At 64.7% G+C, this 14092-nt stretch carries 11 protein-coding genes; 5 read left to right on the top strand and 6 right to left on the bottom strand.

Annotated features, from left to right (window positions below; all coding sequences use genetic code 11):
• Nucleotides 1–169 precede the first annotated feature (169 nt).
• Nucleotides 170–520 (bottom strand): YkgJ family cysteine cluster protein, encoded by a 351-nt coding sequence (locus KR767_RS20585; protein WP_250877613.1) that lies wholly within the window; start codon nucleotides 518–520, stop codon nucleotides 170–172.
• Between the two features lie 4 nt (nucleotides 521–524).
• Nucleotides 525–1391, bottom strand: a complete 867-nt coding sequence (gene ypfJ, locus KR767_RS20590) for a KPN_02809 family neutral zinc metallopeptidase (RefSeq protein WP_250877614.1) — start codon at nucleotides 1389–1391, stop codon at nucleotides 525–527.
• A 101-nt stretch (nucleotides 1392–1492) separates the two neighbouring features.
• On the opposite strand from ypfJ, the gene KR767_RS20595 reads away from it, so the two are divergent.
• Complete coding sequence (locus KR767_RS20595) at nucleotides 1493–1933, top strand: MAPEG family protein (protein WP_166946996.1); 441 nt, start codon at nucleotides 1493–1495, stop codon at nucleotides 1931–1933.
• A gap of 153 nt (nucleotides 1934–2086) precedes the next feature.
• On the opposite strand, the gene KR767_RS20600 is transcribed toward KR767_RS20595, so the two are convergent.
• Nucleotides 2087–3661, bottom strand: a complete 1575-nt coding sequence (locus tag KR767_RS20600) for a TerC family protein (protein WP_250877615.1) — start codon at nucleotides 3659–3661, stop codon at nucleotides 2087–2089.
• Nucleotides 3662–3781: 120 nt separating this feature from the next.
• Between KR767_RS20600 and KR767_RS20605 the strand changes: the two genes are divergently transcribed.
• Nucleotides 3782–4555 carry a CPBP family intramembrane glutamic endopeptidase gene (locus tag KR767_RS20605; RefSeq protein ID WP_250877616.1) on the top strand — a complete coding sequence of 258 codons (774 nt, stop codon included), beginning with the start codon at nucleotides 3782–3784 and terminating at the stop codon, nucleotides 4553–4555.
• On the opposite strand, the gene KR767_RS20610 is transcribed toward KR767_RS20605, so the two are convergent.
• A complete protein-coding gene (locus tag KR767_RS20610) occupies nucleotides 4552–5148 on the bottom strand; it encodes a class I SAM-dependent DNA methyltransferase (protein WP_250877617.1) in 597 nt (198 codons plus the stop codon). The genes KR767_RS20605 and KR767_RS20610 overlap by 4 nt on opposite strands.
• 100 nt (nucleotides 5149–5248) lie before the next feature.
• On the opposite strand from KR767_RS20610, the gene KR767_RS20615 reads away from it, so the two are divergent.
• The 3 genes from KR767_RS20615 (at nucleotide 5249) to KR767_RS20625 (ending at nucleotide 8432) form a co-directional block, all read left to right on the top strand.
• Nucleotides 5249–5545, top strand: coding sequence for a hypothetical protein (locus tag KR767_RS20615; protein WP_208392443.1), 297 nt, complete (start codon nucleotides 5249–5251; stop codon nucleotides 5543–5545).
• Between the two features lie 179 nt (nucleotides 5546–5724).
• A complete protein-coding gene (locus KR767_RS20620; RefSeq protein WP_250877618.1) occupies nucleotides 5725–7233 on the top strand; it encodes a DUF1800 domain-containing protein in 1509 nt (502 codons plus the stop codon).
• An 8-nt stretch (nucleotides 7234–7241) separates the two neighbouring features.
• Nucleotides 7242–8432 (top strand): DUF1501 domain-containing protein, encoded by a 1191-nt coding sequence (locus KR767_RS20625; RefSeq protein WP_250877619.1) that lies wholly within the window; start codon nucleotides 7242–7244, stop codon nucleotides 8430–8432.
• Nucleotides 8433–8530: 98 nt separating this feature from the next.
• Here KR767_RS20625 and KR767_RS20630 read toward each other — a convergent pair whose 3' ends face one another.
• A complete protein-coding gene (locus KR767_RS20630) occupies nucleotides 8531–10348 on the bottom strand; it encodes a glycoside hydrolase family 15 protein (protein WP_250877620.1) in 1818 nt (605 codons plus the stop codon).
• 71 nt (nucleotides 10349–10419) lie between these two features.
• Entirely contained in the window at nucleotides 10420–12648 is a 2229-nt protein-coding gene (locus KR767_RS20635; protein ID WP_250877621.1) for a DUF5916 domain-containing protein, read from the bottom strand.
• Between the last annotated feature and the right edge of the window lie 1444 nt (nucleotides 12649–14092).

The raw sequence follows: 14092 nt of genomic DNA on the forward strand, positions 1-14092 counted from the left end.
AATGGGCGGACGAGGCGACGGGGGCGGCCCATCCCACGGTCGTCGTGGGAGAGCCCTGTAGGAGCGCGCCTGCGCGCGACCGTTCATGGCGCGATCCATCATCGTTCCCGTTCAGCCGGTCGCGCGCAAGGCGCGCTCCTACAACACGCTGCGTACGGGACGAACCTCTTCACACCAGCGGAAGAAAATCCGCCGACGTCAACGGCTCCATCCCATGCCGAAGCCGCGCCTTGTCGCACTGAGGACTCGGCGTCCCATCCTCCCAGGCGGGCTTCAGGTCGTGGCACGGCGACGGCCTCACCTCGTAGATGCCGCAATGCGCGGCCACGCCGACCTCGCCGACGAGCGAGCGGCAGCGCGGTTCCTTCTGGTTGGTGCCGTGCATATTGACCCTGTGCGGGTCGAGGTGCTCGGTGAGCGAGGCCGGGGTGATGCCGCCGGCCTCGTCGGTTTCCATCCAATGGAAGGCGACGCGGAAGGTCGCGCAGCAAGCGCCGCAGCGCAAGCAGGGGTGGGTCATACGATCAGATCGAACCTGAGAAGGTGTTGCACTTGCCGATGTCGCCGGTATCGAAGCCGGTCCTGAACCAGCGCACGCGCTGTGCGGAGGTGCCGTGGGTGAATGAATCCGGCACCACGCGGCCCTGCGCCTGCTCTTGCAGCGCATCGTCGCCGATCGCCGTGGCCGCATGCAATGCCGATTCGATGTCGCCGGACTGAAGCCAGTGCTGGCGTTGCTGGGAATGATTGGCCCAGACACCTGCGAAGCAATCGGCCTGCAGTTCCTGGCGAACGGACAGGCCGTTGGCGCCTTCCATCCGGGCTCCACGGCGGCGGGCGTCGTTGACCTTGTCGAAGACGCCGACGAGATTCTGTACGTGGTGGCCCACTTCGTGGGCGATCACGTAGGCGCGGGCGAAATCGCCCGATTCGTTGAATCGGCGCTGCATTTCCTGGAAGAAGCCCAGGTCGAGGTAGACCTTGCGGTCGCCGGGGCAATAGAAGGGGCCGACGGCCGACGACGCCGACCCGCAGGCGGTGCGGACGGCGCCACGGAACAGCACCAGCTTAGGTTGCTCGTAGCGCTGGCCGTTGGCGGAGAAGATCTCGCCCCAGGTGTCTTCGGTTTCGCCGAGGATGGCGCGGACGAAGTCTACCTGCGGGTCGTTGGCGGCAGCCGGCTGGCTGGCGTGTGCCTGGGGTGGCGCGGCGGCGCCCGGGCCGGCGTCGCCCAGCAGGGTGGTGGGGTCTTTGAAGAAGACCGCACCAAGAATGGCCAGGATGATGATGCCCCCGATACCGAGCCCGCGGCCGCCGAACGAGGGCCCTCCGCCCCCGCCCTGGCCCGCGTCTTCCACATTGTCGCTTCTACGGCCTTTCTGCCAGAGCATGGTGTTTTCCTCCCTTCGGCGCGTCGCGAGACGCTGTCGGCATGATCGCACGACCGGTTGCCGCTAAACTTCGCGGTTGTTGTCGTACCCCGGATCGTTTCATGACCAGCCAGCTCCCCGCCGTCGTCACCCTTCTGACCCTGCTGTTGATGTTCTACACGGTGTTTATCGTAGGCCGGGCGCGTGAACGCTATGGCATCAAGGCGCCGTCCATCTCGGGCGACCCGCAGTTCGAGCGGGCCTGGCGCGTGCAGATGAATACGCTGGAGAACGCCGTGATGTTCATCCCGGCGCTGTGGCTGGCCGCGCAGTATGTGGATCCGCTGTGGGCGGGTATCGCGGGCATGATCTGGCTGGCCGGGCGCCTGTGGTATGCCCTGGCCTATCTGCGCGATGCGACCCGCCGCGGGCCGGGGTATCTCGTATCCATGGTGGCCTGGGGCGCACTGATGCTGATGGCGGCCGGCGGGATCGGCATGGCGATCATGGAAAACAATTCGGCCAATGCGGCGCAGGCCGATGATGGGGCGCAGGGCGAGTAGGCGTATTCCGTTGGGGTGTTGCGTAGCAGGCAACGCATCGCCCTGATCGGTCGCGCGCAAGGCGCGCTCCTACATGCAGCTGCCCTGTAGGAGCGCGCCTGCGCGCGACCGGTTATCGCGAGGAAGGGGGCAAATGGAAGCCGATGCCCGACGTCAATCTTCGTCCGAAGGCAGCGCCAGCACGCGTACGCGCTGGATGCGTGCCCCGTCCATCGCCGTGACCTCGAACGAGAGGTTGTCGGTCTCGAAACGATCGCCCACGCCCGGCAGGCGGCCGAGGCGCTGAAGGACGAAGCCGGCCAGCGTGGAGAAGTTGCCTTCGGCCGCGCCCGGCAGGCGGCGGCCCAGCAGGTGTTCCGCACGGCGGGCGTCGAGGCTCGCATCCAGTAGCCAGGCGCCGTCCGCTTCGCTCACCGCTGACGGGTCGCCATCGTGATTCTCGTCGGGAAATTCGCCTGCGATGGTTTCCAGCACGTCGGCCGGGGTGACCAGGCCGAGGATGCTGCCGTATTCATCCACCACCAGCGCCACCTGCAACGGTGCCCGGCGGAACTCGTCGATGAGGCGCAGCACGCTCAGGGACTCCAGCACCGTGATGGGCTTGCGCACCACCGTCTTGTGCAGGCGGCCGTGGTCGCTGAGGCTGGCCAGCAGGTCGCGGGAGGACACCAGGCCCACCAGGTCGTCGAGGTCGCCGTCGGCCACCAGCATCCAGTGATGGGGCGATTCGCGGGCTTCTTCGAGCAGGTTGCCGATATCGTCGGACGGATCGATCCAGACGATTTCGGTACGAGGGGTCATGATGGAGCGCACATGGCGCTGTGACAGGTCGAGTACGCCCTGCACCATTTCCAGTTCGTCCTTGCCGAACACGGCCATCTCGGTGGACTCGGCCGGCGTGCTGGCCTTGCCGTTGCTCTCGCCTTCGTCATCCGGCGTGCCACCCAGGAGGCGCAGCACGGCCTTGGCCGTGCGGTCGCGCATGAGGCGGCCACCCACCAGCAGCGAGCGGCGGCGATTGCGGCGCATGGTCTGGTTGAAGGCCTCGATCATGATCGAGAAGCCAATCGCGGCGTAGAGATAGCCCTTGGGAATATGGAACCCGAAGCCTTCGGCAATGAGGCTGAAGCCGATCATCAGCAGGAACGACAGGCACAGGATGACCACGGTGGGCCGCGCGTTGACGAAGCTGGTGAGCGGCTTGCTGGCCGTGATCATGAGGCCCATGGCGATCACGACGCCGATCATCATGATCGACAGGTGATCGACCATGCCCACGGCGGTGATCACGGAGTCGAGCGAGAACACCGCATCGAGGATCACGATCTGCATCACCGTGAGCCAGAAGCTGCCCTTGCGGGCGCCCTTGCCCTCGTGATCGTCACTGGCCTCAAGCCGCTCGTGCAGTTCCAGCGTGGCCTTGAACAACAGGAAGGCGCCGCCGATCACGAGGATCACGTCGCGCCAGGACATGTCGAAGCCGTTCCAGTCGAACAGCGGCTTGGTGAGGGTGACCAGCCAGGACATGGCCGCCAGCAGGCCCAGGCGCATGAGCAGCGCGAGGCCGAGACCCACGAGGCGCGCGTGGTCGCGCTGGCGGGCGGGGAGCTTGTCGGCGAGGATCGCGACGAAGACGAGGTTGTCGATACCGAGGACGATCTCCAGCACGATCAGCGTGAGGAGTCCCGCCCAGGCGGATGGGTCGGCTAGCCAGTCGAATGCGAACATGGGTCGGCGCGTCGGCGCCCGTTTTCCTCCAGAAGGGACGAAACACTATACAGGGCCTGCGTGACGGTCTGTGCCACAAGCGCCATTGCAAGCCCGATGCGCGGTCGGCTACGGTGCCGCATGCCTCACGATACCGTGCCCCTCGACGCCCCCACCAGCGACCTCTCCCGCCCGATGCCTGCGCGCACACCAGGCCTGCCGGAAACCCTGGCCTGCATCCTCGCCTACTTCGTGCTGCAGTTCGGCTTCGGCGGCATCTTCGGCATGATTTCCCAGCTGCTTACCAAGGCCTTCCCCGACGGCGTGCCGGCCTATCCGGACCGGATCATCGTGGTGGTGATGCTCACCCTGTGCTGTGCGGCCACCATCACGGTGGCCTTCATCATGCGACGGTGGGGCGCGGCGCGCGCCGAGGGAGGTGCCGGCGGCCTGGGCTTCACCCACCCCCAGGGCAGGCACATCGCCACGGCCACCATCCTGGGGCTGGCCGCGCCTCTGCTCGGGGGCCTGCTCACCCAGTTTCTCGCCGGCAACCACGAGGTCACCCAGTCGGTGGCCGATATCGCCGGGAAGGCACACCTGGGCATGCGTATCGCGCTACTGCCCGTCGTGGTGCTCGTGGGGCCCCTGGTGGAGGAGGTGCTGTTCCGGGGTGCCCTGCTCTCTGCGTTGAGAACACGGCTGGGCGATGGCTGGGCCATCGCGCTTTCATCACTCATATTCGGCCTTGTACACCTGCCCGACCTCGCCTGGCTCTGGTACGCCGTGCCCAATCTGGTCCTGGTGGGTGTCTTCTGCGCCTGGCTGCGAGTGCGCAGCCGTTCGATCTGGCCGGCTTTCGTGGTGCATGCGGTGAACAACTCGCTGGCCACGGTCGGCTGGTTCATCCGCTAGAAGGTTTCCAGTGCGGCCACCTGTCGGGCCAGCCGCGGACCGGCGTAGCACTGCGAGCCCACCGGCAGCAGGCCCACCTCGGAGAACGCGGCGCGATAGAACTTCGCCGGACGCGCATGGAAGCCCTCCCGATCGCCGCCGGGGTCGTCTTCGCGGGCATACACCTCAAGAAAGGCCAGGCCTTCCAGCATCTCGCCGATGCCGGTGAGCCCGGCGCGGATCTCGGCCGGCTTCAGGTAATGCAGCACGTCGGTGCACACGATCAGGTCGAACCGGGTATCGAAACGCAGTTCGGCGAGCTGGCCGAAACGGGCGTAACCGATGTTGCGGCTGCGCCCGTAGCGGGCCACGGCGTATTCGCTGGCTTCCAGGCCCCGGTAGGCGATGCCGGGGCGCAGGCGGCGCAGCTCGGCACGCCAGGGTGCCTCGCCGCAGCCGATATCGAGCACGTTGCGCACCGGATGGCCCAGGTAGAACTCGGCCTGCCCCACCACCATCGCCACCTTGCGGCGCAATTCGGCCGGTGAGCGCACGGCATGCTCCGTGCTGCGGTACCACTTGTCGAAATAGGCCTGGTCGTAGGTCTTGGACATGTCGTGCCGCCCTTGGAAAACGCCCATGTTAGCGGGGCCTACACCTCGGGCATACATGTCCGGTCGCAGCATCGTGCGGTATCGATGCAAGGAGACCCCCATGCCCCTCATCCGCCTGCGCATTACCGGTGACCGTGACATCTTCGACGACGTGGTCAACGCCATCCACGGTATCGACAACGTGGAACGTGTCGAGGAGATCGACGATTTCATGAGCGATTTCCGCGACGACTCCAGCTCGCAGAACCTGTCGGACGACATGAGTTCGCGCGCCTATACGGTGGAAGTGGAGGCGCCGAAGAATCGCCTGGAGCGCGTGCGTGAAATCGCCGAGGAAGCCGCCGGCTCGCGCGAGGCAACGATCGAATTCGTCGACGAAGACGAATTCCAGAACTAGCCCTCTCCCCCTGTAGGAGCGCGCCTCGCGCGCGACCGGATATGCCATGCCGCCTCCCGGTCGCGCGCGAGGCGCGCTCCTACAGGTGTTTGCATTCGCAAGTTCCGGCGGTCAGCCGGAAGTAAAACAGCGGCCCCCGACTCCGTTTAAGGTAGTGACGCGCCTTCAACGGAGGTCCCATGCGCCCGCTCGCCGCCGCCTTACTGATCGCCCTGCTTCCCCTGCCCGCGATCGCTGCGGACGAACCCCTGTCGAAGGAGGACGCCGCCTGGCTCGACCGGGTGACCTTTGGTATCGATACGGCCACCGTCGCCAGTTTCCGCGACCTGGGCAGGCGCCGCTTCCTGGATCACCAGCTGCATCCGCGTGACGACGCCCTGCCCGCCGAGGTCGCCCAGCAGATCGCCGGCTTCGACGTGATGAAGACGCCGCCCGCCACGATGATGGCGCAGATGCGCGACCAGTATCGCGACATCAACCAGATGCCCGACGGCGATGCCAAGCAGGAGGCACGCAAGGCCTTGCAGAAACAAGGCAACGATTACGCACAGGAAGCCCAGTCCGCCGAACTGCTGCATGCCATCTACAATGAAAACCAGCTGCGCGAGCAGCTTGTCTGGTTCTGGCTGAATCACTTCAGCGTGTTCAAGGACAAGGGCCGCGTGCGCTGGCTCGTTGCCGACTACGCGCAGAACACCGTCCGTCCGCATGCACTGGGCAAATTCCGCGACCTGGTGATGGCCACGCTGAAAAGCCCGGCGATGCTGGAATACCTCGACAATGCACAGAACGCCCGCGACAAGATCAACGAGAACTACGCCCGCGAGCTGATGGAGCTGCACACGCTGGGCGTCAACAGTGGTTACACGCAGGCCGACGTGCAAAGCCTCGCGCATATCCTCACCGGCGTGGGCGTGAATTTCGACGGGCAGCCACGCAAGTTCCGTCCTGACATGCAGCGCTACTACGTGCAGGAAGGCGTGTTCGAATTCAACCCGAACCGGCACGATTTTGGCGACCAGGTGTTGCTGGGCAAGAACATCTCCGGTGGCGGCTTCGACGAGGTGGAGAAGGCCGTCGATCTCATCGTCAGCCAGCCGGCCTGCGCGAACTTCATCTCGACCAAGCTGGCAAAGTATTTCGTTTCCGATAATCCGCCGCCCTCGCTCATCAAGGCCATGGCGAAGACCTTCCGGCGCAGCGACGGCGATATCGCCGAGGTGATGAAAACCATGCTCACCTCGAAGGAATTCACCGCCTCGCTGGGCCAGCGCTACAAGGACCCGACGCAGTTCCTCGTGTCCACGATGCGCCTGGCCTACGACGGCAACCCCGTGCCGAATCCCCGCCCGCTGGTGAACTGGATCAACCAGCTCGGCCAGGCACCCTTCGGACGCATCACGCCCGATGGCTGGCCCGTTGCCGATGCGGAATGGTCCAGTTCGGGGCAGCTGGCGAAGCGCTTCGAGATCGCGCGCGCCATCGGCAGCGGTGCGAACCATCTGTTCGACCTGGACGAAGAAGGCAAGCGCCAGCGCGGCGGTTTCCCGCAGCTCACCACGCCCACATATTACGCCGTCATCGATCCCTATCTCGGCCCAAAGACGCGTGATGCGCTTTCGCAGGCCACCTCGCAGCAGGAATGGAACACCTTCCTGCTCTCCTCCCCCGAATTCAACAACCGCTGAGGTTCGCCATGGACCGCCGCCAGTTCCTCCTGACGCTCGCCGCCACCGTCCCTGCCCTCACCCTTGGCGGCAAGGTGTTCGCCGCGCCGGCGAACACGCCACGCTTCCTGCTTGTGTTCCTGCGCGGTGGCTACGATTCGAACAACCTGCTGGTGCCGTATTCGAGCGATTTCTACTACGAATCGCGGCCCAGCATCGCGCTGGCCAGGCCAGACCCCGCCAATCCGAAGTCCGTACGCGCCCTGGATGCCAACTGGGGCATGGCGCCCGTGCTGACCGGATCGATGGGGCCGCTATGGGACAAGCGCCAACTCGCCTTCGTACCCTTCGCCGGCACCGACGATCTGTCACGCAGCCACTTCGAAACCCAGGACAACATCGAATCCGGCGAAACGGGCGATGCACGCAGTTATGCATCGGGATTCATGGGACGGCTTGCCGATGTCCTTCGCGGCTCCACGCCCATCGCTTTCACCGATGCGCTCCCGCTGTCGTTCCGTGGGGCCAGCGATGTGCCCAATGTCTCGCTGAAAAACGGCGGCAAGGCGGTGTTCGACGACCGCCAGTCGAAGATTCTCGCCGACATGTATGCGGGCACGCCGTTGCATGCGGCCGCCACGGAAGGCCTGCAACTGCGCCAGCAGGTGGCCATGGATCTCCAGAACGAAATGGTCGCCGCCAGCCGCGGCGCGGTGAACGCGCGCGGTTTTGCGCAGCAGGGCCAGCGCATGGCAACCCTGATGCGCGACCGTTTCCGCCTGGGTTTCGTCGACGTGGGTGGCTGGGATACCCACGTGAACCAGGGCGGTGCCGAAGGCCAGCTCGCCAGCAACCTCGACAACCTGGGCCAGGGCCTGGCCGCATTCGCCGACGGACTGGGTGATACCGAATGGAACAACACCGTGGTCGTGGTGGTGTCCGAGTTCGGCCGCACCTTCCGCGAAAACGGCAACAAGGGCACTGACCACGGTCATGGCACCACCTACTGGGTGCTGGGCGGAAAGGTCCACGGCGGCCGCATCGCCGGCCAGCAGGTAGCGGTGAACGCCGCCAACCTGCTGCAGAACCGCGACTACCCCGCGCTCAACAACTACCGCGATGTTCTGGGTGGCCTCATGCAACGCATGTACGGCCTCTCGCAAGCCGACCTCGCCAAGGTCTTCCCCGGCGCCCGCCCCCGCGACCTCTCGCTGGTATAGCCAAGCCCCCTGTAGGAGCGCGCCTTGCGCGCGACAGCTTTTCGAAAAGCGTTCAATAAAGCTGTCGCGCGCAAGGCGCGCTCCTACAGGGTGGTCTGTCAGGGTTGCCAGATCTGGCCTTCCGGATGGGAGAGCTGGCGGTCGAGGTAGTACGCGGCGCTGATGAAGGCCAGGTGGGTCAGCGCTTGTGGGAAGTTGCCCAGCGGCTCGCCGCGATGGCTCAGTTCCTCGGAAAACAGGCCAAGATGATTCGAGTACAGCACCCCGCGCGCCATGATCTCGCGCGCTTCGTGAAGGCGCCCCGCCCGCGCCAGGCATTCCACGTACCAGAAGGTGCAGGTGGTGAACGCACCCTCCCCGCCTTCCAGGCCATCCGCATTGCGGTAACGGAATACCAGGCCATCGTCGGTGAGCTGGTCACGGATGGCGTCCAGTGTGGCAAGCCACACCGGATCGGTGGCCGAAACGAACCGCACCAGCGGCATCATCAGCAAGGCCGCATCCAGGTCGGTACCACCTCGGGTCTGCACGAAGTAACCGTGCTCCGGATGACGGAAGTTCGCCCAGATATCCTCGGCGATACGATCGCGCTCGGCCGCCCATTCCACCACCGGCCCCGGTAACGAGCGCTTGCCGGCGAGCCGTACCGTGCGATCCAGCGCCACCCAGCACATGAGCCTTGAGTGCAGGAAATGTCGTGGCTTGTCGCGGATTTCCCAGATACCTTCGTCAGCGTCGCCCCAGTGCCGTGACACGTGATCTACCATGCGCCGCACATGTCGCCAGCTTTCGTGACTGATCGCCGTGCCGTACTTATTGGAAAGGTAGATGCTGTCTATCAGCTCGCCGAAGATATCGAGCTGGGTCTGGGTGCGTGCGGCATTGCCCACGCGTACGGGCTTCGAATGCGCGTAGCCCGCGAGATGATCCAGTGTGGATTCCTGCTTCGCTTCCCTGCCATCGAGCGCATACATGATGTGCAGCGCCGAGTGCTTGCCCAGCGCCATCACGCGGTCTTCGGCCCAGCGGCGGAAATGCTCGGCTTCCTCCACGTATCCCAGACGCATGAAGGCATAGACGGTGAACGACGCGTCGCGAATCCAGGTGGCACGATAGTCCCAGTTGCGCTCCGCGCCCGTCGCCTCGGGAAGCCCGAATGTAGCCGCCGCCGCGATGGAACCATGGCGATGGGAGGTGAGCAGCTTCAGCACGAGGGCCGAACGATCCACCCGCTCGCGCCAGCGTCCCTTGTACGACGAACGACGCATCCAGCGCCGCCACGCATCCGCCGTGGCTTCCTGTAACGCCAGGCATTCCCCGCTATCTAGTGGATCGAATGCCTCGTCGCAAAGCACAAACCAGGCGTCGTGTCCGGCTTCCAGCGAGAACCGCGCCTCGGCGTCGCCCTGCCCCATCCGCAGTGGCACGCTGGCCCCCAGGCGAACCGATTGCTTGCCCGCATGGAAGACCACCGTCTCGCCATATGCTTCGACCTCGGGCACGAGGCGCGCATAGTCCAGCCGTGGACGGCAACACACATGCAGGTCCACCTTGCCGCGAAGCACGCGGATGCGGCGCACGAGACTTCTCGGTACGCGTGCGGCCGCGTCGGGATGTGGCATGAAATCCGTCAGCTCGACGCTGCCCTCTTCCGCCATCCAGCGGGTGATCAGGATATTGGTCTCCGGCACATACAACTGCATGCGACGTGGGTTATCGAGCGAGGGTTCTACCGAGAATTCGCCACCGGTGTCCGGATCGAGCAATGCCGCGAAGATCGTCGGACTATCCAGGTGGGGCCAGCACAGGTAATCGATGCAGCCATCGCTTGCGACCAGGGCCGCGGTATCGAGGTTACCGACAATGCCGTGTTCGCCGATCTGCCGGCCGGGCATGGGATTTTCGCGTTTCGACACGCGGCTCTCCGCCGTGGGGACGATGAGCCTACGAATGCCATGCGTCATGTGAAGGGGGTGCCGAGGGCGCTTCAGAACTCCATGCGGTAGGCGATCTTCACCAGGCCTTCGTTCACGTCCTTCAGGCCGAAACCCTGACGAAACTGGCCGTCGAGATCGTCCTTGGTGTCTTCACGATATCCACCCCGGTTGTACACGATGTAGAGGTTGGACAAGGGTGCGATTTCGTAGCGGTAGCGGATCTGGAAGCCCAGGTTGGCGACGCCAAGGTTATCCACCACTTCGTTGCTGGGCACCGCACGGCCGGAGGGCGACAGCTCGTAGGCCTGGCGAAGGCGGGCCGCCACGGCGAGAGTCTGCAGCTTCACCCGCAGCTCGTGGCGATTGCCGAAGTTCCAGTTCAGGCCGCTGTCGATGCCGATGGTGCGCCCGTCGAAACTGCCCACCAGGTTATCGTGCTGCCAGATGAGCCAGTTCGGGTCCCATTCGTAGCTGGCTCCGGCGAAGACGCTGAAACCGTCGGTGATGAAGTACGTCGGGGTGAACTTGAGGTAGTAGCCCAGGCGGTGATAACCCGTGAGCTGGTTGCCCGAGAGGGTGCCCTCCGTGGTCCAGCTCCAGCGACCCACGCGGGGCTGCTCGCGCTGCCAGCGAAGACGCATCGTGGGTGGTGTGCGCAGCGGGTTGCCTCCACGGGTCAGCAGGTCGTCATACGCAGCGGTGAACATGTCCAGGCGCCACCATTCCGCGCCACCGTCGCGACGCTGGCTGTCGCGCATGATGCGAAAGCGGCGGCGGATGAGACGTCCCTCGGTGTTGTCCTGCTGGGAGACGCGGAACCGCCACAGATGGGACGCATAGGCCGAATCCGCTGCGGTGGCCGTATCGCGATACCGCACCTCCCAGTGCAGGTATTCCATGTCGTTTCGCGGCAGGTAGCCGAAATCGTTGATATCCAGGCGCTTGCCGAAGTACATGCCCAGCCACTGCTGGCTCCAGCGATCGTTCATTTCCCAGTAGGCGATGCTGGTGGCGCCGAGGCCCGAGCTCTTCGCCTGTGGCTGGTCGATCTTGCTGCCGACCACGTTGCTCGTGATGGTGAACGAGGCATTCGGCTGCCAGCGATGGTCGATGCCGAGCACGTTGGCGTCGCGATCCAGGTAGGGGTGGTCAACATGCGTGGCCAGCAGGCCCAGCGTCTGTGTGCCCAGGTTCTGCACCAGCCGAAGCGCGCCGAACGAACGACCCGCGTCCCCTTTTTCCTGTGCCGTGAGGATGCCGTAGCTGGTCGAACCCACGCTGCCGTTCACTTTCACCGCCGCTGCGATATCCGCCGGGCCGCTGCCGTCATCCGATGCACCGCCCACGCGCCGGGTGTAGACCAGCTGTGAGTCGTCATCGAGCAGGCTGAAATCGAAGATGCCCTGGTTTTCGGTAAAGAACGGGCGCTTGTCGGTGAAGAAGGTTTCCTGCGGCGAGAAGTTCACCACCAGGTCATCGCTTTCCACCTGGCCGAAGTCCGGGTTGATCGTGGCGGTGAGCTGGGTCTGGCCGTTAGGCTTCCACAGGATGTCGGCACCTTCCTGGAACGAGGTGCCGCCGTGGGCGCGGTCCGTACGCGCCACCAGGTACGGCGTCACGGCGAACAGCGACTGGGAATACGCTGGCACGTCGATTTTCTGGAAACTGGAGAGAAACCGGCCGCGGTCGAAGGCGATGGTGGGCCATGCAGCGCGTTCGCCGGTAGCGGCGATGATGCGGTCGATGTACAGGCCGATGGTGCGTGTATCACCCGAAGCCTTGCGCATCGGCGCGATATACCAGGGGATGAGGATTTCCACGGAATAGCCTTCCGCATCCTCGCTCGTGGCGTGCTCCCAGATACCGTCCCAGTCGTAGCTGAAATCGTTCTCGTTGGTGATCACTTCGTCGGCGATGCCGCCCTGTGACTTCACCTCGAAGTCGTAACCCACGCGGCCGTCCGCGTCGAAATCCACCATGACATTGATGCGATCGACGCGAGCGTCCTCGTCACGACGGGCCTGCTGCTTCGAACGGGGAATACCCGCGGGCTGGGTCACCCTCACCGCCACCGCGAGCCCTTTGGGCGTGGAGAGGACCCAGGCCTCCACCGGCTGGCTGGCGGCCGTACCCGTCCACGGCTGGGTCACATGGAAATCCGTGATGTGCTGGGCCCCGGCCCATTCGGTGGAATCGATATGACCATCGATCTTCACCTCCGCCGCGGCAGACGCCGACGCCAGGCACAGCAAGACGAACAAGGTGAAGCGATGACGCATGAAGTTCCCCAGACCCGACAGCTCGGGGGAATAGATGCGCCATCACTCAAAAGGGTTACCCATGACTATCGACCTATGAACCTCGAAACTGTCGTTCCTGTGAAAACAGGAACCCAGCGCCCCGGTTCACCAGCACAGCGAGGGCGCTGCATCGGCTCTGGCGTAGGGGGTGTTATCGCGACAACCGACTGCACCGCGCTGGGTTCCAGCTTTCGCTGGAACGACGGCTTCGGGTGGGGTTGTCGCCACCTCCCCTACCCGTCGTTCCTGGGAAAACAGGAACCCAGCGCCCCGGTTCACCAGCACGGCGAGGGCGTTGCATCGGCTCTGGCGTAGGGAGCTTTATCGCGACAACCGATTGCATCGCGCCAGGTTCCAGCTTTCTCTGGAACGACGGCTTCGGGCGGGGTTGTCGTCACCTCCCCTACCCGTCGTTCCTGTGAAAACAGGAACCCAGCGCCCGGTTCACCAGCACAGCGAGGGCGCTGCATCGGCTCTGGCGTAGGGGGTGTTATCGCGACAACCGGCTGCACCGCGCCAGGTTCCAGCTTTCGCTGGAACGACGGCTTCGGGTGGGGTTGCCGTTACCTCCCTACCCGTCGTTCCTGTGAAAACAGGAACCCAGCGCCCCGATTCACCAGCACAGGGTGGGCGCTACATCGGCTCTGGCGTAGGGAGCTTTATCGCGACAACCGACTGCACCGCGCTAGGTTCCAGCTTTCGCTGGAACGACGGCTTCGGGTGGGGCTGTCGCCACCTCCCCTACCCGTCGTTCCTGTGAAAACAGGAACCCAGCGCCCCGATTCACCAGCACGGCGAAGGCGCTACATCGGCTCTAGCGTAGGGAGCTTTATCGCGACAACCGACTGCCTCGCGCTAGGTTCCAGCTTTCGCTGGAACGACGGCTTCGGGTGGGGTGTCGTCACCTTCCCTACCCGTCGTTCCTGTGAAAACAGGAACCCAGTGCCCCGGTTCACCAGCACGGCGTGGGCGCTACATCGGCCCTGGCGTAGGGAGCTTTATCGCGACAACCGACTGCACCGCGCTGGGTTCCAGCTTTCGCTGGAACGACGGCTTCGGGTGGGGTGTCGTCACCTCCCCTACCCGTCGTTCCTGTGAAAACAGGAACCCAGCGCCCCGGTTCACCAGCACGGCGAGGGCGCTACATCGGCCCTGGCGTAGGGAGCTTTATCGCGACAACCGACTGCACCGCGCTGGGTTCCAGCTTTCGCTGGAACGACGGCTTCGGGTGGGGTGTCGTCACCTCCCCTACCCGTCGTTCCTGTGAAAACAGGAACCCAGCGCCACGGTTCACCAGCACGGCGAAGGCGCTACATCGGCTCTGGCGTAGGGAGCTTTATCGCGACAACCGACTGCACCGCGCTAGGTTCCAGCTTTCGCTGGAACGACGGCTTCGGGGGAGGACTACCGCTACATCCTTACT

Origin of the sequence: Luteibacter anthropi, from assembly GCF_023699965.1 — a bacterium.
Taxonomy (GTDB): domain Bacteria; phylum Pseudomonadota; class Gammaproteobacteria; order Xanthomonadales; family Rhodanobacteraceae; genus Luteibacter; species Luteibacter anthropi.